The following is a 25,864-nucleotide window of genomic DNA, read 5'->3' as shown; positions in this document are numbered from 1 at the left end:
TATTATTTGCTCTCATGACCCTTCATGAGTGTTAGATTCACTATTGTTAGAAATGGGTATATTAAACTTTTATAAGTATTTTACCTATTGAGATCTGTTTAAATAGTAATAGTTATTCTTATCTTCATTCATTCTTAATTAATTTCAATGGATAAAAGGAAAATTCTTATTACCGGTGGAGCTGGTTTTATTGGTTCTCACGTGGTTCGATTGTTTGTAGAGAAGTATCCGGAAAAAGAAATATTCAATTTGGATGCCTTAACCTATGCGGGAAATCTTGAAAATTTAAAAGACATTGAAAAAAAAGAGAATTATAATTTTCTTAAAGCTGATCTCCGGAATAAGGAGGTAATCGGGCGATTGTTCATGAAATACAGGTTTGATTCCGTGATTCACCTTGCCGCAGAATCGCATGTGGATCGTTCTATATCAGACCCACAAGTTTTTGTGGATACTAATATCACCGGAACCATTAATTTAATGGAAGCAGCACTGGCTACCTGGAAAGGAGATTTTAAGGATAAACTATTTTATCATATCAGTACTGATGAGGTTTACGGTACTTTAGGAGCGTCTGGATTATTTACTGAATGTAGTCCTTATGCTCCAAATTCACCTTATTCTGCATCCAAGGCAGCTTCTAATCACTTTGTACGTGCTTATGGAGAGACCTATGGTTTGCATTATGTGATTTCCAACTGCTCAAACAATTATGGGCCGAATCAATTTCCAGAAAAGCTCATTCCCTTGTTTATCAATAATATTATTGAGAAAAGCCCGCTACCGGTATATGGAGATGGGAAATATACCAGGGACTGGTTATATGTAATAGATCACGCCCAGGCAATAGATCTGGTTTTTCATGAGGGAAGGAATAAAGCCACTTACAATATCGGCGGATTTAATGAATGGCAGAATATAGATCTCATCAATCTTTTATGCGACATCATGGATAAAAAACTGGATAGGGAGAAAGGAGAGTCCAAATCCCTTATCAGTTTCGTAAAAGACCGCCCCGGGCATGATAAGCGCTATGCCATTGATGCCTCGAAGATCAGAAACGAATTGGGATGGTCGCCTTCGGTGAATTTTGAAGAAGGACTTGGAAAAACAGTGGAATGGTATCTTGATAATCCTGAATGGTTGGAAGGGGTGATTTCAGGCAGTTACCGGGAATATTATCAAAAGCAATATTTATGAAAGGAATAATTTTAGCAGGAGGAACGGGCAGCAGATTATACCCATTAACCATATCAGTCAGCAAACAATTGCTACCTATCTATGATAAACCGATGATCTATTATCCATTATCTGTTTTAATGTTAGCCGATATCAGGGAAATTTTAATAATTACAACCCCTCAGGATCAATCAGCATTTAAAAAGTTATTAGGTGATGGTTCTGAGATGGGATGTGTTTTTGAATATGCTGTTCAGGAAAAACCCAGAGGACTGGCGGAAGCTTTTATAATTGCAGAAGATTTTATAGGTGATGATAAGGTAGCTTTAATTCTAGGTGATAACCTATTTTATGGGAACGGATTAGGTCCTCTTTTAAGAAGTAAAAAAAACATTACTGGAGGCTCAATCTTTGGTTATCCTGTTAAGGACCCTGAGCGATATGGAGTAGTTGAATTTAATAAGGACGGGAAAGTAATTAGTATTGAGGAGAAACCTGAAAAACCAAAGTCGATTTATGCCGTTCCGGGAATTTATTTTTATGATAATCAGGTTGTCTCTTTTGCCAAGAAGGTTAGGCCTTCAAAAAGAGGGGAATTAGAGATTACCAGTATTAATAATATGTATTTGGAGAGTGGTCAATTGGAGGTTGGGAAAATGACTCGGGGTATGAGTTGGTTTGATACTGGAACTGTAGAGTCCATGGACAACGCTACAGAATTTATTAGGGTTTTACAGAATCGACAAAGCACCATGATTGGCTGTATCGAAGAAGTCGCAATAGAAAGAAAATTTATATCTAAGAATTCCTTGGATTCTTTTATTACAAAATATGGAAAATCGAAATACGGGGAGTACCTGAAGGAACTTAAAAAATATATTTAAATGTCTCTTCGGAAACAAGTTCTATCAGGTTTAGTTTGGACCTTTGGCCAGCAATTCGGCAATCAATTGGTGGGATTTATTGTTTCTCTGACCCTGGCAAGAATTCTACTGCCGGAGGAGTTCGGTTTAATCGCAATGATTACCTTTTTTATTGCAATAGGTCAGGTTTTAGTGGATTCGGGCCTGACCGATTCGCTGATAAGAACGAAAGAACCGGATAATACCGATTACTCAACTGTATTTTACTTTAATTTGGTGCTAAGCAGTTTAATGTATGTGGTGGTATATTTCTCGGCACCATATATTGCAGAGTTTTACAATCAGGACATTCTAACGGGTATCGCACGATTATATGCATTGACATTTATAATTAATGCATTTTCAACTGTTCAGCTGACAAGGTTGACTAAATTAATGCGATTTAAATCCCAGGCATTAATATCTATACCTGCAACAATTTCAGGAGGTGTAATGGGAATAATATTAGCCTATTACGGTTTTGGAGTATGGAGTTTAGTATGGAGTCAAATAACAGCTTCCTTAGTCAGTTCTATACAAGTTTGGCTTTATTCTAAATGGATCCCGGATTTTACTTTTAGCAAGGGTAAATTTAAAAAACATTTTAAGTTTGGGTATCAACTAGGACTCTCGGGTTTATTAAATAAAATATTTAATAATATATATATATTAATTATTGGGAAGTTTTTTTCTCCTGCTCAACTCGGTTTTTATACCAGGGCAGAAACTATGAAACAGTTACCTGTTAGAAACCTATCCAGTGCATTAAACAAGGTAAGTTTTCCTCTTTTTGCAGAAATTGATAATGATCAGGTTCGTCTTAAAAGGGTCTATAAACAATTTATGCAAACTGCTGTTTTTATAATATCTCCAATTTTAATAATTTTTGCGGTTCTGGCTGAGCCTCTCTTCCGTTTTTTATTTACCGAAAAATGGCTTCCTGCCGTACCCTATTTTCAGGTGATTTTTTTTACCGGAATATTAGCCCCAATACACTCATATAATCTTAATATTTTAAAGATTAAAGGAAGAAGTGACCTATTTCTAAAAATTTCAGTCCTAAAAAAAGTTTTTATTCTAATGACAATTGTATTGGCCTTACAATATGGGATTTATGGTCTTTTATTTGGGCAAGTTATTTTATCTATTCTATTTTTCTTTATCAACGGGTATTACACGAATCTTTTTCTAGGTTATAGAATGAAAGATCAAATAAAGGATATCTCACCAATTTTGTTTATATCTTCTTTGGTTGGTGTAATTGTTTTTCTAATAGATTCCATACTATTGTCGTATTTTGATTTTATTAGATTAGTTGCGGGTGGTATTTCAGGAATTCTTATTTTAGTGGTCTTAAGCCATATATTTAAGCTCGATAGCTATAGGTTATTAATAAAAATTTTATTGAAAAAATAAAATACAATTGAACAGTTTCTTTTTGAAAGGGTTAGGGGAATTAGGGCTAACAAATAAGCCTGATTTTCTAATAATTGGAGCTCAAAAAGCAGGAACTTCAGGATTGTATTCTACGTTAAAAAAGCATCCACAGCTTATTTCCTCAACTAAAAAAGAAATACATTATTTTGACAACGATTCCTGGTATAAAAAGAATAACTTAAAAGAATATCATAATTATTTTCCTAAAGGCTTGAGCTTTAAAAATAACCTTCTAAGTTTTGAGGCTACTCCATCATATCTTTACCATCCTGACGTTTCAGAAAGATTGTGGAGATATAATAAAAGTTTGAAATTGATTGTTATTTTGAGGGAGCCAGCTACCAGGGCATTATCGGCATATATTATGTATCATCATCATTTTTCAAAAGGTAAGCGGAATAAATTTTACGATAAAAGAGAATTTAGTGAAGCTTTATCTGCAGAAATTATGGAATTAGAAAAAGGTCCTACCTTTGTGGATTACAGAGGATATATTGCAAGAGGTTTGTATTTTGAACAATTAAAGAGATATTACAACTATTTTCCAGAAAAACAGATACTCGTACTAGAAAGTGGGGATCTTAAAGAAAGGCCAGTAATTAATTTAGAGAAAATTCAATCTTTTTTGGGTATCAGACAGCAGGGGTTGGATATGGAGATAAAAAATAAAAGACAGCTGGAAGTTCAAGATAAATATAAAAAGGAATTAGGTTTTTTAAAAGGGTATTTTAGGCCGCATAATACTATGCTTTACAAATTATTAGGAGTTGACTATAACTGGGATTAAATACTTATGATACGAAAAAGGTTTAAAACAATAAATAATTGTATTCAGGTTTATAATAAACCAAAAGTGTTTGGAATTGGTGCAAATAAAACAGGGACTACTTCTTTGAAAACAGCGATGACTGACTTAGGTTATATAATTGGTTCTCAAAAAAAAGCAGAAAATTTTATTTATGATTGGGGAAATCGCGATTTTCACAGAATAATTAAGTATTGTTATTCGGCACAATTCTTCCAGGATATCCCTTTTAGTTTACCTTTCACTTATGTAGTGCTGGACCATGAATTTCCTGGAAGTAAATTTATATTGACAATAAGAAATGACTCCGAGGAATGGTATAAGTCTTTAATTAATTATCATTCTCTAAAATGGGGTTCAGATAATGAAATTCCTGATATGAAGAAACTAAGATCTTCTTCATATAGATCTCAAGGCTGGGCCTGGGATGCCTTAGAAATTGCCTGTAATGTCTCCGAGGATGATCCTTATAATAAGAAAAACCTTATAAATTATTATGAATCTCATAATCGCGCAGTTCAAGAATATTTCAGGCATAGGCCCAATGACCTGCTTATTCTTAATCCTTCAGAGTCAAATGCAATGAAGAAGCTAGGTGATTTTCTGGGGGTAGATACCTCTGGTAAGGTTTTTCCCAAAGTGAATGTCACCAATTCTTTGTGAAATAGGCTTCTCATTAGGGGCAGTAAACTCTGTCTAAAATTAGATGATTTAGCTTAATGATTTTTAATTAGTTTTTATAAACCTATTAAGTTGGTAGGACTTTAAGGATTCTTTATTTTGCAGCTGATAAAAACTTCAATGAAAAACCAGGGTTTAGGCTTGAATAAAGATCATATTTCTGCCGTTAGAGCTGCTGTTGAAGCCGGGATTAGCATCATGGGAATCTATGATAGCGAAGATTTCCAGGTGGAATCAAAGGTAGATGATTCTCCACTTACTTTGGCCGATAAAAAGGCTAATGATATTATTAATTCCTTTTTGGTGCCTACTGGTATACCAGTTATCAGCGAAGAAAACAAACAAATAGATTTTAAGGAAAGAAAAGACTGGCAGGAATGCTGGGTCGTTGATCCGCTTGATGGGACTAAAGAATTCATCAAGAGAAACGGGGAGTTCACTGTTAATATAGCCTTGATTCAAAATAATGTTCCGGTTTTCGGAGTGATATACGTGCCTGCAAAGAAAGACCTGTATATAGGGGATGTAGAGAATCAGAAAAGTATTAAAACTACTCTGGAATCTGAAGAAAATTTAGAAATAAAGAATCTAGAGCTTAAAGAAATTTTTCCAGCAAAAACTAATGAAAAAATTCGGGTAGTTGGAAGTCGGTCTCATATGAATCAGGAAACCCTGGATTATATCGGGAGCTTAAAAGAGCAACATAATAAAGATGTCGAAATCGTTTCAAAAGGCAGTTCTTTAAAATTTTGCCTGGTTGCTGAAGGAAAAGCTGATGTCTATCCCAGATTTGCACCTACAATGGAGTGGGATACCGCGGCAGGACAAGCTATATGCAATGCTGTAGGGCTTGAAGTGAGAGACCATAAAACAGGCTTTCCAATGAAATATAATAAGGAAAATCTTCTTAATAATTATTTTATCCTTTCAACCCTTGGCTAATTCCTATAAAAGACATATTGCCAAAAGTGTCACCTGGCGGGTGGTAGGAACTTTGGATACCATATTATTAGCCTGGTTAATCTCGGGAAACCCGTATACTGGACTTCAGATTGGTTTTGCTGAAGTCATTTCTAAAGTGTTACTTTACTATTTTCACGAAAGAATTTGGTTTAAGTTTCGGTCAGGAATTATTGATGAAGATAGTAAGACCAGACATTTGGCTAAAACCTTAACCTGGCGAGTGGTTGGAACTTTGGATACCATGGTCTTAGCCTGGCTGATATCGGGAAACCCTATAATTGGTTTAAAAGTTGGAGGAGCCGAAGTAGTTACTAAAATGATTCTTTATTATCTCCATGAAAGAACCTGGTATAAAATTAATTTTGGATTGAAGCATCGGGGCCAGGAAAGGCACGAGAGGCAATCTATAAAAAAAATGAAATGAAGAATATTACCTCACATCAGTTTTATGTCAAAAGGCTAAACAGAAATAAGCTGAACGGGCATTCCTCTTTTGTAGTATGGCTTACGGGACTTTCGGGTTCCGGGAAATCAACCCTGGCCAGCCAAATCGAGCAAGAATTATTTAAAAAAGGAATCAGAACTTATTCTTTAGATGGAGATAATATTAGAAAAGGATTGAATAATAACCTAGAATTTTGTGCTGATGACCGCCGGGAAAATTTACGCAGGGTGGCTGAAGTTGCTAAGCTTTTTGTAGAATCAGGTGCAGTAGTAATAGCCTCTTTTATTTCTCCCTTAAAAAAGGATAGGGAAATGGTAAAACAAATCATTGGAAAAGAGGATTATGTTGAGGTCTTTGTTAATACTTCTCTAGAGAAATGTGAACGCCTGGATGTGAAGGGACTTTATAAAAGAGCCAGGGCCGGAGAGATCAAAAATTTTACGGGAATTGACGCACCTTATGAAAATCCTGAAAACCCGGATTTGGAGATAAAAACTGAAGAAGAAGATTTAAAAATTGCAACCAAAAGAGTTGTTTTATTTATTAAAGAAAAACTGAAAATTTCAGTACAATGAGCAAATATTATTTAAATTATTTAGACGAATTAGAGTCGGAAGCTATCTATATTTTAAGAGAGGTCTGGTCCCAGTTTGAAAACCCTGTAATCCTTTTTTCGGGCGGAAAAGACAGTATTTTAGTAACCCATCTTGCAAAGAAAGCATTTTACCCCAGTAAAATTCCTTTTACTTTAATGCACGTAGACTCCGGACATAACTTTCCTGAAACTATCCATTTTAGAGATGATCTAATTGAAGAACTTGGTGTAAAGCTTATTGTAGGTTCCGTTCAGGATTCAATTGACCAGGGCCGCGTTGCTGAAGAAAAAGGGAAGAATGCCACCAGAAACGCTTTGCAAATCACAACCTTACTGGATGCGATCGAAACCAATAAAGTCGATTGTGCTATAGGCGGCGGAAGAAGGGATGAAGAAAAAGCCCGTGCAAAAGAACGCTTCTTTAGTCATCGTGACGACTTTGGGCAATGGGATCCAAAAAACCAACGCCCGGAATTGTGGAATCTTTTAAACGGAAAGCATTTCGAAGGGGAGCATTTCAGAGCTTTCCCAATAAGTAACTGGACCGAGATGGATGTGTGGAATTATATAAAACGTGAAAATATAAGCATTCCTTCCCTGTATTTTGCTCACGAAAGAGAAGTTGTGTTTCGCAGCAATTCCTGGATCCCGGTTTCAAAATATTTAAAGCTGGATGATGGTGAGAAAATAGAAAAGAAAAAGATACGTTTCAGAACCTTAGGAGATATAACCATCACTGGTGGAATAGAATCTGATGCTGATGATTTGGAAAAAATTGTACAGGAAGTTTCTGCAATGCGGAAGACAGAAAGAGGTGATCGCTCTGATGATAAGCGAAGTGAAACGGCGATGGAGGATAGAAAAAAGCAAGGATACTTTTAGTACGCTGATTACACTGATTATTTCTGATTTTACAGATTGGGTTAAAACGTATTATACTGATTAGAACGGATTTCAAGGATTATGGATCAGATAAAAGAATTATTATACGAGGAGGAGACCTATAAAGTAATAGGTGCTTGTATGAAAGTTCCTAGAGGTTTGGGGGCAGAATTTTTGGAGTCGGTTTATTAGGAGTCTTTAGAAAGGGAGTTAACGAACCAAGGTATTCACTTTGACAGACAAGTCAAACTGCAAATATCTTATAATGAACAGCCATTAAAAAAGTATTTTATAGCTGATTTTGTTAGTTATGAGAAAATACTTCTCGAAATAAAAGCTACTTCTTTTCTAATAAAAGATTTTGAAGCACAAACTATAAATTATTTGAAATCCACCGGATTGCCCGTCGGTATGTTGATCAATTTTGGACAGCAGAGTTTAACCTATAAAAGATTTATAAATACAAAATTTGCGTAATCGGTTGAAATCCGTGTAATGATTAGAGCCGAAAAATTGCAAGATTATAAAAATTAAGATTAAACAATGACAATAGATAATAATCAATTATTACGATTCACCACAGCAGGCTCCGTAGACGACGGAAAAAGTACTTTAATCGGAAGACTTTTGTATGATTCTAAGTCGATCTTTGAAGATCAGCTGGATTCCATTACTGTGACGAGTGCAAGAAAAGGACATGATGGTATTGATTTGGCCTTATTTACCGATGGTTTAAGGGACGAAAGAGAGCAGGGGATTACCATTGATGTAGCTTACCGGTACTTTACCACGCCCAAACGTAAATTTATAATTGCCGATACACCGGGGCATATTCAATATACCCGTAATATGGTGACCGGAGCTTCTACCGCTAATGCCGCGGTGATTCTTATTGATGCCCAGCACGGCGTAATCGAGCAAACGAAGAGACATTCTTTTATCGCCTCTTTGTTGAATATTCCTCACCTCATTGTATGCATCAACAAAATGGATTTGGTGGATTATTCTGAAGAGGTTTATAATAACATTATTGGGCAGTTTGAGGAATTTTCTTCAAAGCTGTTGATGAAAGATGTTCGTTTTATTCCCATTAGTGCCTTACTTGGAGATAATGTGGTAAATCGCTCCGAGAACATGATGTGGTATCAGAACGGCACTTTACTTAGTACTTTGGAAAACCTCCATATAAGCAGTGATATCAATAAAATTGACGCTCGTTTCCCTGTACAGACTGTATTAAGACCGCAGACTGCGGAATTCAGAGATTACAGGGGTTATGCCGGAAGAATCGTTAGTGGAATTTACAGAGTGGGCGATGAAGTAGCAGTGTTACCATCTGGATTTACGTCTAAGATCAATTCGATCAATGCAGGGGAACAGGAAGTGCAGGAAGCATATGCACCTATGAGTATTTCTATAACACTTGAAGACAATATAGATGTAAGCCGAGGGGATATGATTGTTAGAAAAAATAACCAACCTGAAATGAAGCAGGAATTTGATGTAATGTTATGTTGGCTTAATAATGTACCTGCAAAACCCCAGACTAAGTATACTATTATGCATACTTCAAATGAGGAAAGGGCAATGATAAAAGAGGTGGTATACAAAATGGACATCAACACCTTTGAACGTGATAGTGAAGATTCAAATTTAGAGATGAATGATATTGCCAGAGTTAAAATAAGAACTTCTCGAAGGCTAATGTTGGATTCTTATAGGGATAATCGTAATACAGGGAGTATTATTCTTATTGATGAAAATACTAATGAAACCGTTGCGGCTGGAATGGTAGTTTGATATCAGTTTTGGGGTATGGGTTCTTCCTTGTCTGTGTGATGGTATGGAGTTTTTAACCGCCCCATATTTATCCGTTACAAGTTTAGAAATATTTCAGGTTTGTTTTGGCCAGGGACATTAGCCAACGTGGCGATCTGTTACTTTTTAACCCGAATTTTTATACCCTTTACTTTTAATTAAAGAATTAATTAATGGGATATCCCGGTGTCTTTTTGTTTTAACAAACGAAAACATGCCCTGCCTGATATGATCATTGAGGCGGGCTTCACTTAAAAAGAGGAAGAAGCTTTAAAATATTTGTATGTGGTTCAAAACTTTCTCTGCCACATTTAAAACGATTCCTGATGTTTTTGAAGCTTTAAGGTTTCTTTAGTAATTGACTCATTGAGAAGTCTTATCTTTGCAGCTGTTTAAAATGTTAAAATCCCCATTTCTACATGATTGACTTCTCAAAGGAAAAAATAGCCGGAAATAAGGTTCTGGTTACCGGGGGCGCAGGTTTCATAGGTTCAAATCTTTGTGAAATCCTGCTTAGCCTTAACTCCAAATTAATTTGCCTCGATAATTTTGTCACCGGACACCGCCACAACCTCGAAGCCTTTCAGGATAATCCCGATTTTACCCTTATAGAAGGAGATATCCGCGACCTTGAAACCTGTAAAAAAGCTTGTGAAGGAGTGGATTATGTACTTCATCAGGCAGCTTTAGGTTCGGTGCCAAGATCTATAAATGATCCCATTACCAGTAACGAAGTAAATATTTCAGGTTTCCTGAATATGCTGGTTGCGGCACGTGATGCAGGGGTTAAACGCTTTGTATATGCAGCAAGTTCTTCTACCTATGGAGACTCAGAAAAACTCCCTAAAGTGGAAGATGAAATAGGAAAACCCCTCTCTCCCTATGCAATTACCAAATATGTAAATGAATTATATGCCGATATCTTTCAGAAGGCATATGATTTTGATACCATTGGCCTTAGATATTTTAATGTATTCGGCAGAAAACAGGATCCTAACGGGGCTTATGCTGCAGTCATTCCGAAATTCGTGATGCAGTTTATGAAGTATGAGAGTCCGGTGATAAATGGAGATGGAACCTATTCCAGAGATTTTACTTATATAGACAATGTGCTTCAGATGAACTTGCTGGCGATGACCACGGATAATCCTAAAGCAGTTAATGAAGTTTATAATACCGCAGTAGGCGATAGAACCAATCTGGTTGAACTAACCCAGTTGCTGAAAAAATACCTGGCTGAATATGATCCGGAAATTGCAAATGTAGAGGTAAAACACGGACCTAATCGACCCGGAGATATTCCGCATTCCCTTGCTTCAGTAGAAAAGGCTGAAGAACTTCTGGGTTATAAGCCAAGTCATAAAATTGAAGATGGGATAAAGGAAGCGATATCCTGGTATTGGAGTAATTTAAAGTAAAGTTGTAATGAAGTGAAGGCGTGACGAAGTATAAGTGTAACCTAGACAACGAGTTTTCTTTTAATTACTTTTTTACAGGTTCACAGCGTCACATGCTCACAATAAAGCCAAAAAACGAAATAATAAATGAACAATATTAAAATTGCAGTTATCGGTTTAGGCTATGTCGGTCTACCTCTTGCTAGATTATTTGCCACCAAATATCCGGTGCTAGGCTTTGATATTAATCAAGCGCGGGTTAAAGAATTGATGACTGGTCACGATTCTACTCTTGAGGTAGAAGATGATGTATTGCAATCGGCTTTAGTTCAAAAGGAAGGATTGCAAAATGGGAATGGTTTATATTGCTCCGCCGATCTTGAAGATATAGCAGATTGTAATTATTACATTATTACGGTTCCTACTCCTGTGGATAAAAATAATCGCCCTGATCTTACACCGTTATATAAAAGCAGTGAAACCGTAGCTAAGGTGCTTAAGAAAGGAGACACAGTTATTTATGAATCTACGGTATATCCCGGTGTTACAGAAGATGAATGTGTACCGGTACTTGAAAAATTTAGCGGTCTGACATTTAACGAGGATTTCTTTGTGGGTTATTCTCCTGAAAGAATTAATCCGGGTGATAAAGAGCATACCGTAGATAAAATATTAAAAGTTACTGCAGGTTCTACTCCTGAAACAGGAAAGAAAGTCAACCAGCTGTATGCGGAAGTGATTACTGCGGGTACACATCTGGCACCTACTATTAAAGTAGCCGAAGCTGCTAAAGTAATAGAGAATTCCCAGAGAGATATAAATATCGCCTTTGTAAATGAACTCGCCAAGATCTTCAATATGATGGGGATAGATACCCAGGATGTTTTGGAAGCGGCGGGTACGAAATGGAATTTTCTACCATTTAAACCCGGACTTGTTGGAGGGCACTGTATTGGAGTAGATCCTTACTATTTGGCACAAAAAGCCCAGGAAATCGGCTACCATCCGGAGATCATTCTTGCCGGGCGTAGAATGAACGACTCCATGGGGCAATATGTGGCTTCAGAAGTTGTTAAGCTTATGTTGCAGAATGACCAGAAGGTGAAAGGCGCTAATATTCTTGTAATGGGAATTACTTTTAAAGAGAATTGTCCGGATGTTAGAAATACTAAAGTGGTAGATGTTATTAAAAATCTGAAAGAGTATGGGACAAATGTTACTATCTATGATCCGTTAGCAAATCCTGTAGAAGTGAAACATGAATACGGACTGGACATGACTCGTGAATTATCTGATAAGAAATACGACGCTGTTGTTTTAGCCGTTGCCCATAAAGAATTCTTAGATCTGGATCTCGAGCAGTTGAAGAATGGAAGTACAGTTGTATATGATGTGAAGGGAGTGCTGGGGGATAGGTGTGATAAGAAGTTGTAATCTGGGAACGTTGTGAAGGAGTGATGATGTGACCATGTGAACGAGTAATAATGTGATTAAGTTTTGAATTTATAATTATAAAATTTGTATAATGAAATCACACAAAGAATTAACCGTTTACAATACAAGTGTTGATTTGGTTGTTGATATTTCTCAAATAAGTCGGAGTTTTCCGGAGTCCGAAAAATTCGGACTGACGGGTCAGATTAGAAGGGCGGCCATTTCAGTTCCATCTAATATTGCTGAGGGTGCGGCTAGATGTAGTAAAAAGGAATTTATCAGGTTTCTTTAAATTTCTTTAGGTTCAGTGGCAGAGATAGAAACTAAACCTGAGATTGCTTCTAGATTAAAATTTAAGAAAGAGACTCCGGAAGTTGCGGAGAAAATAATATATATCAGGAGAATGATGCTGAAAGTAATACAAAGTTTGAAGGAGTAATGTTGTGAAGTAGTAACGAAGTGATGCTGTGACGAAGTAAAAAATAAACTGCGTTTCTCCGTCACAAGGTCACTCCGTCACATATTAAAAGCAGAATTACTGTTTCAACTGAACGATTACCTGATTAAAAGATATAATATACAAATGACAAAAATAAAAAACATCTGTTGCATCGGCGCCGGTTACGTTGGAGGGCCAACAATGGCAGTGATCGCGCAAAAATGCCCTGAGATCGAGGTTACCGTTGTAGATATTAATGAGCAGAGAATTGCTGCTTGGAATGATGAGGGTGTAGAAAATATACCAATTTATGAGCCTGGTTTATCGGCGGTGGTTAAGGAGGCGAGAGGTAGAAACCTTTTCTTTTCTACCGATGTTGATGCTGCTATAGATAAGGCTGATATGATCTTTATTTCGGTGAATACGCCTACTAAAACTTATGGAATAGGTAAAGGAATGGCGGCCGATTTAAAATACATCGAACTTTGTGCCCGTCAAATTGCACGGGTATCGAAAACCGATAAAATTGTAATTGAAAAATCTACCTTGCCTGTACGTACTGCCGAAGCTTTAAAGAATATACTGGATAATACCGGAAACGGGGTGAACTATCAAATCCTTTCCAACCCTGAGTTCTTAGCGGAAGGAACTGCTGTGGATGACCTTGTTAATCCGGATAGAGTGCTTATTGGTGGAGATATAGATACTGAAAAGGGAAGAGAAGCGGTGGAAGCTTTAGTAGATGTATACGCCCATTGGGTGCCAAGGGAAAGATTGCTTACCACGAATGTATGGTCATCTGAGTTGTCAAAATTAACAGCCAATGCCTTTCTGGCCCAAAGAGTTTCGAGTATAAATGCGATGAGCGAATTGTGTGAGAAAACCGGGGCTGATGTGAATGAAGTAGCAAAAGCAGTAGGAATGGATTCGAGAATTGGTCCAAAATTCTTAAAATCCTCTGTTGGTTTTGGTGGCTCCTGTTTCCAAAAGGATATCCTAAACCTGGTTTATATCTCAAAATCCTTCGGATTAAATGAAGTGGCCGATTACTGGGAGCAGGTTATCTTGATGAATGATCATCAAAAAAGAAGGTTTGCGGCAAAGATGGTACAGACCTTATTTAATACTGTTTCCGGTAAGAAGATCGCTTTGCTGGGCTGGGCCTTTAAAAAGGACACCAACGATACCCGGGAATCGGCTGCAATCTATGTGGCAGACTATTTGTTGAATGAACAGGCCGAGATTGTAGTTTACGATCCTAAGGTGAAGGCCGAACAAATTTATGCTGACCTTGATTATTTAAACTCACGTTCATCTGAAGAGAATAGAGCAAGGGTGACAGTGGTAAATACGCCTTACGAAGCTACCAAAGAATCACATGCGGTTGCAGTTTTGACCGAGTGGGATGAGTTTATGGAATTAGACTGGAAGCAAATCTATAAAGAGATGCTGAAACCAGCTTTTCTTTTTGATGGTAGAAGATTATTGGAAAGAAAGACCAAGGAAGAAATAGGATTCGAATTTTATGCAATAGGTAATTAAAATAAACTAAAAATCTTAATTCATTGATAAAAAAAATTGTTTCCAAATACTTCGAAAGCTTTACTTATTTCTATTCGCACTTAAAGCACAGGGTTTTCGTAGTAGTGCTTTTTAGTATTCTTATTGGGATATTAGATGGATTTGGGCTTTCTATGTTTTTGCCATTATTGGAAATGGTAAATAATAGTGGTGAAGGTGTTGATGGTAGTAGCTTAGGTAAATTAAAGTTTATAGTAGATTTTATAGAAAACTTAGGGTTTAACCTTGATCTAGTTACTGTTCTCTCCTTTATGGTTTTTTTCTTCCTTTTTAAAGGGGTGATGCAATATATTTCTGGAGTTTATAAGGTTAAGGTTCAGCAATGGTTTATTGAGAGAATCAGAATTCAGAATGTTAAAGGTTTAAATAATCTTTCTTATAAATACTTCGCGAAATCTGATGTCGGCAGGATCCAAAACACTATGACCGGAGAAGTTGAAAGGGTAGCTGGAGCCTATTTTAATTACTTTAAAGCTTTTGAATATGCTATTTTAGTTACTGTATATATGGCATTTGCATTTTCCATGAATTCTCAATTTGCTGTTTTAGTAACAATTGGTGGTGGTTTAACCAATTTTCTTTATAAAAGACTATATCAAAATACCAAAGGTTTATCAAGAGAACTCACAGGGGAAAATAATGTTTTTCAGAGCTTAGTCATTCAAAATGTTGCAAATTATAAATATCTAAAGGCAACCGGAACTTTAAAAAAATATGGTAAAAAGCTAAAAAGTTCAATTCATAAGATTAAAGAAAATAATGTTAAGATAGGTGAACTTGATTCTTTATTAACCGCCGGGAGGGAACCAATATTAATTGTTGTGGTGGCCACGGTCATAGTAATTCAAACTTCTTTGTTAGGATCGGAATTAGGACCTATTTTGATTAGTTTATTATTTTTTTATCGGGCCCTCAACTACTTGATGCAGATGCAGGTAAGGTGGAACAAATTTTTAAGTGTTTCTGGTTCTCTGGAAAATATGCAGGAATTTGGGAAGGAACTTAAAAGAAATAAAGAAGATAAGGGAGAGCTGGAAATCAATGAAGAGATATCAGAGTTAGAATTTAATAATATTAATTTCTATTATGGAGAAAATAGGGTCCTTCGAGATTTAAATTTGAAAATAGAAAAAAATAAATCGATTGCTTTTGTTGGTGAAAGTGGAAGTGGTAAAACTACATTAGTTAATATTCTTGCCGGGCTATTACCGGTTACTTCTGGGGAATATTTAGTTAATCGAACAAGTAGTAAACAATTGAATATAGAAAAACTGCAAGAAAATATAGGCTATATTACTCAGGATCCGGTAATTTTCAATGAAACTATTTTTAATAATGTCACATTTTGGTCGAATAAGGATCAAAAATCATTAGATCGATTTTGGCAAGTTATTAAAGAGTCTGCGTTATTTGATTTCGTTAAAAATCTTCCTCAAAAAGAAGATACTGTATTAGAAAATAACGGTGCTAATTTAAGTGGAGGACAAAGACAAAGAATATCAATAGCTAGAGAATTATTCAAAGAGATTGATATTTTGATTTTAGATGAGGCTACCTCTGCTTTAGATTCCGAAACCGAGAAGGCAATTCAGAAGAGTATTGATGATCTTAAGGGCAAATATACAGTTGTGGTAGTAGCCCATAGAATATCCACCATTAAAAATGCAGATAATATTGTAATTATGAATAAGGGGCAGATCAAAGAAAAAGGAAATTATAAGGAGCTACTGAAAGGGTCCGAATATTTTAGAAAATTGGTAGAATTACAGGAATTATAATTAAGTAAAATGGATATTTTAAGTTTAATTGGAAGAAGTCAGCCGTTATTTGATTCGGATATTACTCAATGGTCAGAAGAATTAAAAGATAAGGTCTCTGAATCCTCTTTTTTAGTACTAGGGGGAGCAGGTTCAATAGGGCAAGCTGTGACTAAAGAAATTTTTAAAAGAAATCCCAAAAAGCTTCATGTGGTTGATATAAGCGAAAACAACATGGTTGAACTTGTACGGGATATCCGGAGCTCTCAGGGATACATAGAGGGCGACTTCCAAACTTTCGCATTAGATCTTGGTTCTATTGAGTATGATGCATTTATTAAGGCGGACGGAAAATATGACTATGTGTTAAACCTTTCTGCACTTAAACACGTAAGAAGTGAAAAGGATCCATTTACCCTGATGCGAATGATTGATGTGAATATTTTTAATACAGACAAGACTATTCAACAGAGTATAAAAAATGGGACAAAAAAATATTTTTGTGTTTCTACAGATAAAGCTGCCAATCCTGTTAATATGATGGGGGCTTCCAAACGTATTATGGAAATGTTTTTAATGCGTAGAAGTAAAGAAATAGAAATATCTACTGCACGTTTTGCGAATGTGGCTTTTTCTGATGGTTCGTTATTGCACGGTTTCAATCAACGAATTCTGAAAAAGCAACCTATAGTGGCACCAAATGATGTAAAAAGGTACTTTGTTACTCCCCAGGAGAGCGGGGAGCTCTGTCTGATGTCCTGTATATTTGGAGAAAATCGTGATATTTTCTTCCCAAAATTAAGTGAAAATTTACACCTTATTTCTTTTGCAGATGTTGCTGTAAAGTATCTTAATCAAAGAGGTTATGAGCCGTACATTTGTAAAAATGAAGAAGAAGCCAGGGAATTGGTGAAAACTCTTCCTGAAGAAAATAAATGGCCGTGTCTTTTTACAGAAAGTGATACTACTGGGGAAAAAGACTTTGAGGAGTTTTTTACCGAAAAAGAAATTCTGGATACAGAAAGGTTTGAAAATCTAGGAATAATAAAGAATGAATATGTTGAACAGGACAAATTAGAGTTTTTCGAAAAAATTATTAATAATCTCCTCTCTAAGAAATCTTGGCAGAAGGATGAGATAGTTGATTTGTTTTTTGAAATGATTCCGAATTTTGGTCATAAGGAAACTGGCAAATATTTAGATTCTAAAATGTAATGGAGACTGCGAAAGAGGCTATATCATTTATAAGAGAATTCTATAATACTAAGGGTTTCATTCCTTTACATGAACCACGTTTTAGGGGGAATGAGAAAAAGTATCTTATGGAAACCATAGATTCAACTTTTGTATCATCGGTGGGGGCATATGTTGACAAGTTTGAAGTAATGATGCAGGGTATAACAAACACCAACCGTGCCGTTGCAGTGGTAAATGGTACAGCTGGAATACAAATCTCTTTAAGACTAGTCGGTGTTAAACCTGGAGATGAGGTGTTAACCCAGGCACTTACATTTGTGGCTACTGCTAATGCTATAGCTTATAATCAGGCATCACCACTTTTTTTAGATGTTGATAGAGATACAATGGGCTTATCACCAGATGCAGTGGCTGACTTTTTAGAAGAGTTTGGAGTTATTAGAGACGGTGAATGCTTTAATAAAAAAACAGGTAATAGAATTGGCGCCTGTTTACCCATGCATACATTCGGATTTCCGGTTAGAATAGATGAATTATCCGAAATTTGTGAAAAGTGGTCAATTCCAGTTATAGAAGATGCTGCAGAGTCATTAGGGAGTCTGTATAAAGGTAGGCCAACTGGAAGTTTTGGGAAATTAGGAGTATTCTCTTTTAACGGTAATAAAATTGTAACCAGTGGGGGGGGAGGAGCAATTGTGTCTAATGATCTGGATTATGGAAATCAGGCAAAGCATCTTACAACCACAGCAAAGAAGCCCCATACTTATGAGTATGTTCATAACGAATTAGGCTATAATTATAGAATGCCTAACTTAAATGCTGCTTTAGCCTGTGCACAATTGGAAAGTCTGGATAAGTTTATAGAAGCCAAAAGAAAATTGGCGGAGAGTTATCAAAAGTTCTTTAAGAACTCTAATGTCCAATTCAGAACAGAAGATATAGAAGCCAAAGCAAACTATTGGTTAATGTGTGTTCAATTAAATGATAGAAAAGAAAGAGATGCGTTTTTGAAATATACCAATGATGCTAAGGTTATGACGCGTCCTATTTGGAAACTAATGTACAAATTACCTATGTATAAAAACTGTATAAGGGACAAGCAAAAAAATGCTGAATTTCTTGAGGATCGAATTGTAAATATACCGAGCAGTGTTAAATAATAAAATTATACTTTCTGGTTATTCAGGTCATGGCCTTGTGGTGGCAGATGCAATTATTGAAACAGGTATGTTATTAATTGGATATACTGACTTAGAAAAAAAAGAAAGCAATCCTTTTGGATTAAAATATTTAGGTACAGAAAATAACCTATCAGATTCATATTGGAAAGAACAGCACAGGTTCATTGTTGGCATTGGAGATAATGCACTGAGAAGTAAATTAGCCTCTATGATATGTATGAAAGGCGGGCGCTTAACAAGTGTATGTCATCCTAGTGCCTGTATCTCAAAAACGGCAACAATTGGTGAGGGAACTTTCATTTCGGCTAATGCTAATATAAATTCCCTTGTAATTATAAACCAAAATTGCATAATTAATACAGGTGCCATAGTTGAGCATGAATGTAGAATATCAGATAATGTGCATATCGCTCCAGGAGCTGTACTGGCCGGTAACGTAAAAGTAGGAGAGAATAGTTTTATTGGAGCTAATTCTGTAATTAAACAAGGGATTAAAATAGGGCAAAATGTAATTGTTGGTGCGGGATCTGTAGTTATTAATGATATTCCCGATAATAAAAAGATTGTAGGTAATCCAGGTAAAGAAATATGAAAAATAAGGTTTTGATTATCGCAGAAGCAGGAGTGAACCATAATGGTAATATAGAAACTGCTAAAGAATTAATTGATAAGGCATCGAATGCAGGTGCAGACTTTGTGAAATTTCAAACTTTTAAAGCAAGTGGGCTTGTCACTAAAAGTGCAGAAAGAGCAGAATACCAAAATAGTAATACGGAAAATAACGATTCTCAGTATGAAATGTTGAAGAAGCTGGAACTTTCAGAAGAGGCGCATAATATTCTAATAGAATATTGTAGGTCAAAGGGAATCAAGTTTCTTTCAACTGGTTTCGATTTAGATACACTTGAGTTTCTCAATAATCTGAATATCGAGTTATTTAAAATACCTTCCGGAGAAATCACAAACCTACCTTATTTAAGAAAGATTGCCAGTTTCAACAAACCTGTAGTTATGTCAACAGGAATGGCTAGTATGGAGGAGGTAGCTGAGGCTTTTAATGTACTTGTAAATGAAGGACTAAAAAAGGAAAATATTACAATTGTACACTGTAATACGGAGTATCCAACTCCTATGGAAGATGTCAACTTAAAGGCGATGAATACCATAGGAGAGGAACTTGGTGTTAAAATTGGTTATTCAGATCATACCTTGGGCATTGAGGTTCCGATAGCGGCTGTTGCTTTGGGGGCAAAAGTGATAGAAAAACATTTCACTTTGAACAGAAATTTACCTGGACCGGACCATAGAGCGTCATTGGAACCAGATGAATTAAAGTTGATGGTTGAGTTTATAAGAAATATAGAAAAAGCTATCTCAGGAAATGGTAAAAAAGAACCCTCCAAATCTGAAATGAAGAATAAGGATATTGCCAGGAAGAGTATTATTGCCTCGAAAGAGATTAAAAAAGGTGATAAATTTAATGAGGATAATTTAACCGTAAAGCGTCCAGGAAATGGAATAAGTCCAATGGAATGGGACAATGTGTTAGGTCAAACTGCAAATAGGGACTTTAAGGAGGACGAATTGATAGAATTAATTTAATTTGAGAAAAATAGCCGTTATAACTGGAACAAGAGCTGAGTTTGGAATATTAACACCATTGCTGAAGAAAATAAGGAATAATCCAGACTTAGAATTACAGATTGTTGCTTGTGCAATGCACTTGTCACCTGAGTTTGGATATACCTTAAGAGATATTGAATCTTCAGGATTTACAGTTGATAAAAAAGTAGAATGCTTATTATCTTCAGACAGTGCTGTAGGAGTTTCAAAATCTATAGGTTTAGCCCTTATAAGTTTTGCAGAGGTTTTTGAAGAAATGAGTCCAGATCTCATCATTATTTTAGGAGATAGATCGGAGATGTTAGCCGCAGCTACAGGAGCGACCATAGCAAACATTCCTATTGCTCATATTCATGGAGGAGAAACTACAGAAGGCGCCTACGATGAAAGTTTGAGACATGCAATAACAAAAATGAGTTATTTGCACTTTGCTTCAACAAATACATATAAAAAACGGATAATTCAATTGGGTGAATCACCGGACCGAGTCTATAATGTCGGTGCACTCGGGTTGGATTCGGTTAAAGAGTTAGAACTTTTAAATAAAGAAGAATTTCAGAATTCAATAGGTTTTAATTTAGAAAAAAGGAATATCCTAATCACCTATCATCCTGTAACACTGGAAACCAAAACCGCAAGTTCCCAATTCGAGAGTATCTTAAACGCTTTAGAGGAATTAAAAGACACTAATTTCATATTTACACATGCAAACTCTGATAAGGAAGGTCGTGTTATAAATAGAATGATAGAGGAGTACGTTTCTAATCATAGCGATAAAGCGATATCTTTTAAATCTATGGGGCAGCTTAGGTACCTTTCTGCATTAAAGCATGTCGACATGGTTTTGGGCAATTCTTCCAGCGGTATTTTAGAAGCTCCTTTTTTTAATATTCCTACTATAGATATCGGAGATCGGCAAAAAGGGAGGATTGCTTCAGAAAGTGTAATACATAGTGAAGTAGATTCAAAAGCAATTTCTAAAGCTATAGAAAAGGCTTTTGATTTTGATTTCCGTAAATCAATTCAGAAACAGGAACAGGTCTATGGTAATGGGAATTCCTCTGGTAAAATTCTGGAAGTAATATTGCAAGCCAAGATTGAAGATTTGAAAAAGCCGTTTTATGATATTAATTTTTAGGAAATGAATCAAAAGATACTTATTAACGAAAAGAAAACGATTAAGGACGCTTTAATAAAGCTAAATTCTATAAGGGATGTGAGCCGCCTTATTTTATTTGTTGAAGATAGAAATGAGAAGGTGTTAGGCTCATTGACAGATGGAGATATAAGAAGGTCATTAGCAAAAGACGGAGATCTACAGAAAACTGTTGGAGAGATTTGTAATAAAAATTTTGTTTTTGAATATGAAAAAGAGGGTTTTCTAGATCTGAAATTATTTCGTAAAAGGGACATTAAGATCTTACCTATTGTTGATTCTGATATGAGGCTAGTAAGAATTATAGACCTTGATAGAACCAAATCTATATTGCCATTAGAATGTATGATAATGGCGGGAGGTCGAGGTAAAAGGTTAAGTCCTTTAACAGACAAAGTACCGAAACCTATGTTACTTCTTGGTAACAAACCAATTATCGAGCATAATATTGATAGATTGATTTCTTATGGGATCAAAAAAATATATATATCGGTTAAATATCTTGGTGAGCAAATTCAGGAATATTTTGGAGATGGAAGTAATAAAGGAATAAGCATAGAATATATTTGGGAGGATGAGCCTCTTGGAACTGCCGGTGCCTTGTCTTTAGTAGATGAATTTAAAACTGATAAGGTACTTCTGATGAATAGTGACTTATTTACTGATGTTGATTTTGAAGACCTGTTTATCGATTTGGTAAATAATGATGCGGATATGGCTGTTGCTTCAATGGAGTATAAGATAGATGTTCCTTATGCAGTATTTGAAACTGAAGATGATAAAGTAATTAATTTTAAGGAAAAACCATCATATGTCTATCATTCTAATGCGGGTATATATATCCTGAAAAAGAAATTGATAGACAAGATTCCTAAAAATGAGTTTTATGATATCACAGATTTGATGGAAAACCTTGTAAAAGAAGGGGGGAAACTTATTCATAACCCGATTGTTGGGTATTGGATTGATATTGGAAAACCTGTCGATTACAAACAAGCTCAGGAATTTGTAAAACATTTAAATTAATGCTAATAGTAATTCCTGCTAGAGGTGGCTCGAAAGGTGTACCTGGTAAAAATATTAAAAAATTAAATGGGAAGCCTCTTATTCATTATACCATAGAGGCTGCGAGAGAGCTTTTTAGTGATGAGGATATTATTGTAAGTACCGAAGATGAAAAAATAAAGAAAACTGTAGAAGAAATCGGCCTTAAAGTACCTTTTTTAAGGCCCCCCGAACTTGCGGCCGATACTTCAGGAACGCAGGAAGTTATAATTCACGCTTTAGATTTTATGCAATCTTTAGGGAAAAAGTATTCTACTGTTTTACTTCTTCAACCAACTTCTCCATTTCGTACGGCTAACCATATAAAAGAGGCTATTGAAATTTATAAACAGGACCCTGATCAAATTGACATGGTTGTTTCAGTTAAAGAAACTAAAGCTAATCCCTATTATGTTTTGAGAGAAGAAAATAAGCAAGGGTATTTAGAAGTCTCAAAAAGAGGTCAGTTTACAAGAAGGCAGGATTGTCCTAAAGTATGGGAACTTAATGGTGCAATATATGTTATCAATGCTAAAAGTATTAAAAAATCAGCTTTATCTGAAATTAAGAAGGTTCGAAAATATGTCATGGGTGAATATCCTTCCCATGATATTGATACAATGTTAGATTGGTCTATTGCAGAAACAATCTTGTCTAAAAAGATAATACGTTGATAAACGTTTTTAAAAACATACTTCTTCTAAATCAGATAAATTGGCTATATGAAAGTAGTGTTTTATTTCGCAAAAATCTTAAGAAATTCTCACCTTGAAATTTTTGAATTGGATAAATTGGTTAGTAAGGGCTATGAGGTAATCCTTTTAGATTTAACAAAAATGCATGGAGGGAGAGCTACGTGTGATAACGAATTTATGCTTAGTTTAATTACACAATGTTATTCCAAGGAGGATTTAACTAATTTTGTTAGAAACCTTGGTTCTGAGCCTGTAATATATGTTTGTAATGATAGTTATTTAACTAAACCTTACGACAGCTTAAATATATTGAAAAGAGATCAAGACAGGATTTTGGGATTTCGTACTAAAACCATCCCTATTCAGCATAAAAATTTAAGCATTTTAAAAAGAGTTTTAAGGGCTACTTTTCGGAGAGATAATATTTTTCATTCACTATTTCAAAAAGTTTATAAATTTAAAAGAAATTACCTTATTCCAGATTACTTCTTATGCAGTACTAATTATGACTTGCCTCTTAAGATCGCTTTAACTCTAAAAAAGGAAAATATAATCATTGCTCATGCAGATGACATAAACAAGACATTAAAAGTTGATTCTTCTGCTAAAACCAATCAAAGAACCGGGGTTTTTCTAGATCAATTACTTCCAATAGCATATAAAAATCATTTTCCAGATAAATATTTTGAACAATATTATGAAAAATTGGGGAAATCATTGGATGCACTAAAAGTTGAGTTTGATTTAGATGAAATTTTAATAGCAGAACATCCTGAAAGCAAAATTTACTCTGAAAAATTAAAAGATAAATTTAAAGGCTATTCCAGACTAAGAGGGAGGACTCACGAATTAATAAGAGATTCAAGTGTGGTATTCGCTCATTTTAGCACATCTATAGGCTTTGCAGCTTTTTACCAAAAGCCTATTGTTATGCTTAAGGATCGGAAATTTGAAGATGTTGAAAGGATCTCTCTTGCCATGAAGTCTTTTGTAGATATGTTAAATTTGCCAATTATGGATATGGATACCAGAAATACAAAAGCACTTATCGACCTCTCTGTGGATAAAAAGTCATATGATGATTATATTAAAAAGTTTTTAAAGGACGGTATAGTTAACGAAAACTCATATTATTATGCAATCAGGAAAATCCATAGTGATATTTCTTTTAGTCGATAAAGTTTAGCATTTAAATGTCAAAGTCATTATTTATCTTATCTACTCCGTCTCAGGCTTTCTTTCTTAGTTTGACGGCTAACCTTGTTCCAAAAGATTCTATTCTTGTGCTTACCGTTAAGAAGAAAGAGAAAGAAGGAGAAATGCTGAGATATTTAAATCACCTGAATTGGGGAAAAATTCTCATTTGGTATATTCCATGTGGCAATTCTAATAGTGAATATTTAAAAGTTATTTCCTTTAAAGTAAATTTGATAAAGCTAAAACTGAAAAACAGAAATATACAAAATGTTTTTTTCGGCAGCTACTTAAATATTTATCATTTGAGCATTGTCGCTGAATTCGAGAAAGGCAGAAATTTATGTTTATTATATGATGGCTTACAAATTATATCGGTAGCTAAAGCTAGAAATACAGGTGATTTTGAATTAATCAATTATCCATTACTTCATCGATTACTCGGATTTAATAAACCTAAGTTAGAATCAATAAAATATATTACGCCTGTGCCTCTTTACGAAATCGGGAATAATGATTCTTATGTAGTAATTAAGAGAGAATCAGAACTAAAGAAAAAAAAGGAAATTGATGACCAATTGATTTATTTTATTGGCCAGCCATTACCAAATATAGGTGTTATATCGAAGGAGTTCTATCTTGAAAAGATAAATCAGCTTAGCAAGAAGTTTCCGAATAAAAGTTTAGTTTATATACCGCACCCGAGAGAAGATTCCGAGATTGTCAAAATAATTGGAGATCGGTTTAAAATTATAAAATTCAACAATATCTTTGAGAAAGAATATATTGCGGCCAAAATTGTTCCCGAGAAAATTTGCTCTTTTTATAGTTCAGTACTCTTAAATCTACTTTTTTTGAATTCGGAATCAGAAGTAATTGCGCTTAATATTCCAGAGTCAGAAATTAAACACAAACAACTTCGTGGGCATATAAATAATATTTATAAATATTTTGATGATATCGAATTAGAAAAATTTTCAATAATTAAATAGGTGCATCTATTTTTATTAATAGCTATAAAATCGAAGAATTATTAAGTTTAGAAAAATAGAATAAAATATTAAACTCGATCGTTATTGTTGAAGCGTACTGCTTATAATATTTAAAATTAATTGGAATGGAATTAATTAAAAGCAAATGCAAGGTCGAAATACAAAGTGATTTTCAGAGGTATAATCCTGGTATTTTTAATTTTAGAAATTTCATTGAATTATTTCTAATCCAACCGTGTTTTAGATATATGGTCTTCTTTAGGGTTAGTACAAATTATTCAAAAAAACATTTATTTGGCTTAATTTCCCGAATCTGGTATAATTTCTTGAAATCTCGTTTTGGTTTGCAGGTTTATTTGATGGCCAAAATTGGTAAAGGGTTTAGGTTAATGGATATCTCGGATCGATTTGTGCCAGTGATTTCGGTCGGTTAGTGCCAGGCATTTCGGTTCAAATTGTGCCACTTT

24 protein-coding genes and 1 pseudogene are annotated in these 25,864 nt (G+C 35.1%); all 25 read left to right on the top strand.

The genetic code is table 11. The annotated features are described in order from the left end of the window. Positions 1-147: 147 nt before the first annotated feature. The 25 genes and pseudogenes from rfbB (at position 148) to ACW6NC_RS08610 (ending at position 25,397) form a co-directional block, all read left to right on the top strand. Positions 148-1,200 (top strand): dTDP-glucose 4,6-dehydratase, encoded by a 1,053-nt coding sequence (gene rfbB / locus ACW6NC_RS08730; RefSeq protein ID WP_457865280.1) that lies wholly within the window; start codon positions 148-150, stop codon positions 1,198-1,200. Then, the gene (gene rfbA, locus ACW6NC_RS08725; protein ID WP_457865278.1) at positions 1,197-2,063 is read left to right on the top strand and encodes a glucose-1-phosphate thymidylyltransferase RfbA; all 867 of its coding nucleotides are present in this window, start codon (positions 1,197-1,199) and stop codon (positions 2,061-2,063) included. Before rfbB ends, rfbA begins: the two co-directional genes overlap by 4 nt. Next, positions 2,064-3,497, top strand: a complete 1,434-nt coding sequence (locus ACW6NC_RS08720) for a lipopolysaccharide biosynthesis protein (RefSeq protein ID WP_457865276.1) — start codon at positions 2,064-2,066, stop codon at positions 3,495-3,497. Between the two features lie 7 nt (positions 3,498-3,504). Continuing rightward, positions 3,505-4,305: a sulfotransferase domain-containing protein gene (locus ACW6NC_RS08715; protein ID WP_457865274.1), complete on the top strand. Its 801-nt coding sequence runs from the start codon at positions 3,505-3,507 to the stop codon at positions 4,303-4,305. Between the two features lie 6 nt (positions 4,306-4,311). Next, complete coding sequence (locus tag ACW6NC_RS08710; RefSeq protein WP_457865272.1) at positions 4,312-4,986, top strand: sulfotransferase; 675 nt, start codon at positions 4,312-4,314, stop codon at positions 4,984-4,986. Positions 4,987-5,124: 138 nt separating this feature from the next. Next, positions 5,125-5,946 carry a 3'(2'),5'-bisphosphate nucleotidase CysQ gene (gene cysQ, locus ACW6NC_RS08705; protein WP_457865271.1) on the top strand — a complete coding sequence of 274 codons (822 nt, stop codon included), beginning with the start codon at positions 5,125-5,127 and terminating at the stop codon, positions 5,944-5,946. After that, entirely contained in the window at positions 5,939-6,391 is a 453-nt protein-coding gene (locus ACW6NC_RS08700) for a DUF2061 domain-containing protein (RefSeq protein ID WP_457865269.1), read from the top strand. Before cysQ ends, ACW6NC_RS08700 begins: the two co-directional genes overlap by 8 nt. Then, the gene (gene cysC / locus ACW6NC_RS08695; RefSeq protein ID WP_457865267.1) at positions 6,388-6,987 is read left to right on the top strand and encodes an adenylyl-sulfate kinase; all 600 of its coding nucleotides are present in this window, start codon (positions 6,388-6,390) and stop codon (positions 6,985-6,987) included. The genes ACW6NC_RS08700 and cysC overlap by 4 nt, the downstream gene beginning before the upstream one ends. Further along, positions 6,984-7,889, top strand: coding sequence for a sulfate adenylyltransferase subunit CysD (gene cysD / locus ACW6NC_RS08690; protein WP_457865266.1), 906 nt, complete (start codon positions 6,984-6,986; stop codon positions 7,887-7,889). Before cysC ends, cysD begins: the two co-directional genes overlap by 4 nt. A 207-nt stretch (positions 7,890-8,096) precedes the next feature. Beyond that, positions 8,097-8,366 (top strand): annotated as a pseudogene (locus ACW6NC_RS08685) (GxxExxY protein); the annotation flags it as partial. Positions 8,367-8,432: 66 nt separating this feature from the next. Next, positions 8,433-9,689, top strand: coding sequence for a sulfate adenylyltransferase subunit 1 (locus ACW6NC_RS08680; protein ID WP_457865264.1), 1,257 nt, complete (start codon positions 8,433-8,435; stop codon positions 9,687-9,689). Positions 9,690-10,126: 437 nt separating this feature from the next. Then, positions 10,127-11,125, top strand: a complete 999-nt coding sequence (locus tag ACW6NC_RS08675; RefSeq protein ID WP_457865262.1) for an SDR family oxidoreductase — start codon at positions 10,127-10,129, stop codon at positions 11,123-11,125. Positions 11,126-11,251: 126 nt separating this feature from the next. Beyond that, on the top strand, positions 11,252-12,538 hold the full coding sequence (locus ACW6NC_RS08670; RefSeq protein WP_457865261.1) for a nucleotide sugar dehydrogenase: 1,287 nt from the start codon (positions 11,252-11,254) through the stop codon (positions 12,536-12,538). Between the two features lie 91 nt (positions 12,539-12,629). Then, positions 12,630-12,830 (top strand): four helix bundle protein, encoded by a 201-nt coding sequence (locus ACW6NC_RS08665; RefSeq protein ID WP_457865259.1) that lies wholly within the window; start codon positions 12,630-12,632, stop codon positions 12,828-12,830. A 291-nt stretch (positions 12,831-13,121) separates the two neighbouring features. Beyond that, on the top strand, positions 13,122-14,519 hold the full coding sequence (locus tag ACW6NC_RS08660) for a UDP-glucose 6-dehydrogenase (RefSeq protein WP_457865257.1): 1,398 nt from the start codon (positions 13,122-13,124) through the stop codon (positions 14,517-14,519). A gap of 23 nt (positions 14,520-14,542) precedes the next feature. Further along, entirely contained in the window at positions 14,543-16,336 is a 1,794-nt protein-coding gene (locus tag ACW6NC_RS08655) for an ABC transporter ATP-binding protein (protein ID WP_457865255.1), read from the top strand. 9 nt (positions 16,337-16,345) lie between these two features. Further along, entirely contained in the window at positions 16,346-17,530 is a 1,185-nt protein-coding gene (locus tag ACW6NC_RS08650; protein ID WP_457865253.1) for a UDP-N-acetylglucosamine 4,6-dehydratase, read from the top strand. Beyond that, positions 17,530-18,672, top strand: a complete 1,143-nt coding sequence (locus ACW6NC_RS08645) for a LegC family aminotransferase (RefSeq protein WP_457865251.1) — start codon at positions 17,530-17,532, stop codon at positions 18,670-18,672. Before ACW6NC_RS08650 ends, ACW6NC_RS08645 begins: the two co-directional genes overlap by 1 nt. Next, entirely contained in the window at positions 18,662-19,285 is a 624-nt protein-coding gene (locus ACW6NC_RS08640; protein ID WP_457865249.1) for an acetyltransferase, read from the top strand. The genes ACW6NC_RS08645 and ACW6NC_RS08640 overlap by 11 nt, the downstream gene beginning before the upstream one ends. Next, complete coding sequence (neuB, locus tag ACW6NC_RS08635) at positions 19,282-20,295, top strand: N-acetylneuraminate synthase (protein WP_457865247.1); 1,014 nt, start codon at positions 19,282-19,284, stop codon at positions 20,293-20,295. Before ACW6NC_RS08640 ends, neuB begins: the two co-directional genes overlap by 4 nt. Before the next feature lies 1 nt (position 20,296). Further along, positions 20,297-21,454 carry a UDP-N-acetylglucosamine 2-epimerase gene (gene neuC, locus ACW6NC_RS08630; RefSeq protein WP_457865245.1) on the top strand — a complete coding sequence of 386 codons (1,158 nt, stop codon included), beginning with the start codon at positions 20,297-20,299 and terminating at the stop codon, positions 21,452-21,454. 3 nt (positions 21,455-21,457) lie between these two features. Beyond that, positions 21,458-22,498 carry a nucleotidyltransferase family protein gene (locus tag ACW6NC_RS08625; protein WP_457865244.1) on the top strand — a complete coding sequence of 347 codons (1,041 nt, stop codon included), beginning with the start codon at positions 21,458-21,460 and terminating at the stop codon, positions 22,496-22,498. Continuing rightward, complete coding sequence (locus ACW6NC_RS08620) at positions 22,498-23,190, top strand: acylneuraminate cytidylyltransferase family protein (protein WP_457865242.1); 693 nt, start codon at positions 22,498-22,500, stop codon at positions 23,188-23,190. The genes ACW6NC_RS08625 and ACW6NC_RS08620 overlap by 1 nt, the downstream gene beginning before the upstream one ends. 48 nt (positions 23,191-23,238) lie before the next feature. Continuing rightward, positions 23,239-24,390, top strand: coding sequence for a hypothetical protein (locus tag ACW6NC_RS08615; RefSeq protein WP_457865240.1), 1,152 nt, complete (start codon positions 23,239-23,241; stop codon positions 24,388-24,390). Positions 24,391-24,404: 14 nt separating this feature from the next. Then, positions 24,405-25,397, top strand: coding sequence for a hypothetical protein (locus tag ACW6NC_RS08610; RefSeq protein WP_457865239.1), 993 nt, complete (start codon positions 24,405-24,407; stop codon positions 25,395-25,397). Positions 25,398-25,864 lie beyond the last annotated feature (467 nt).

Source organism: Salegentibacter profundi (assembly GCF_054121475.1).
This window is presented reverse-complemented; position numbering and strand designations above follow the sequence as displayed.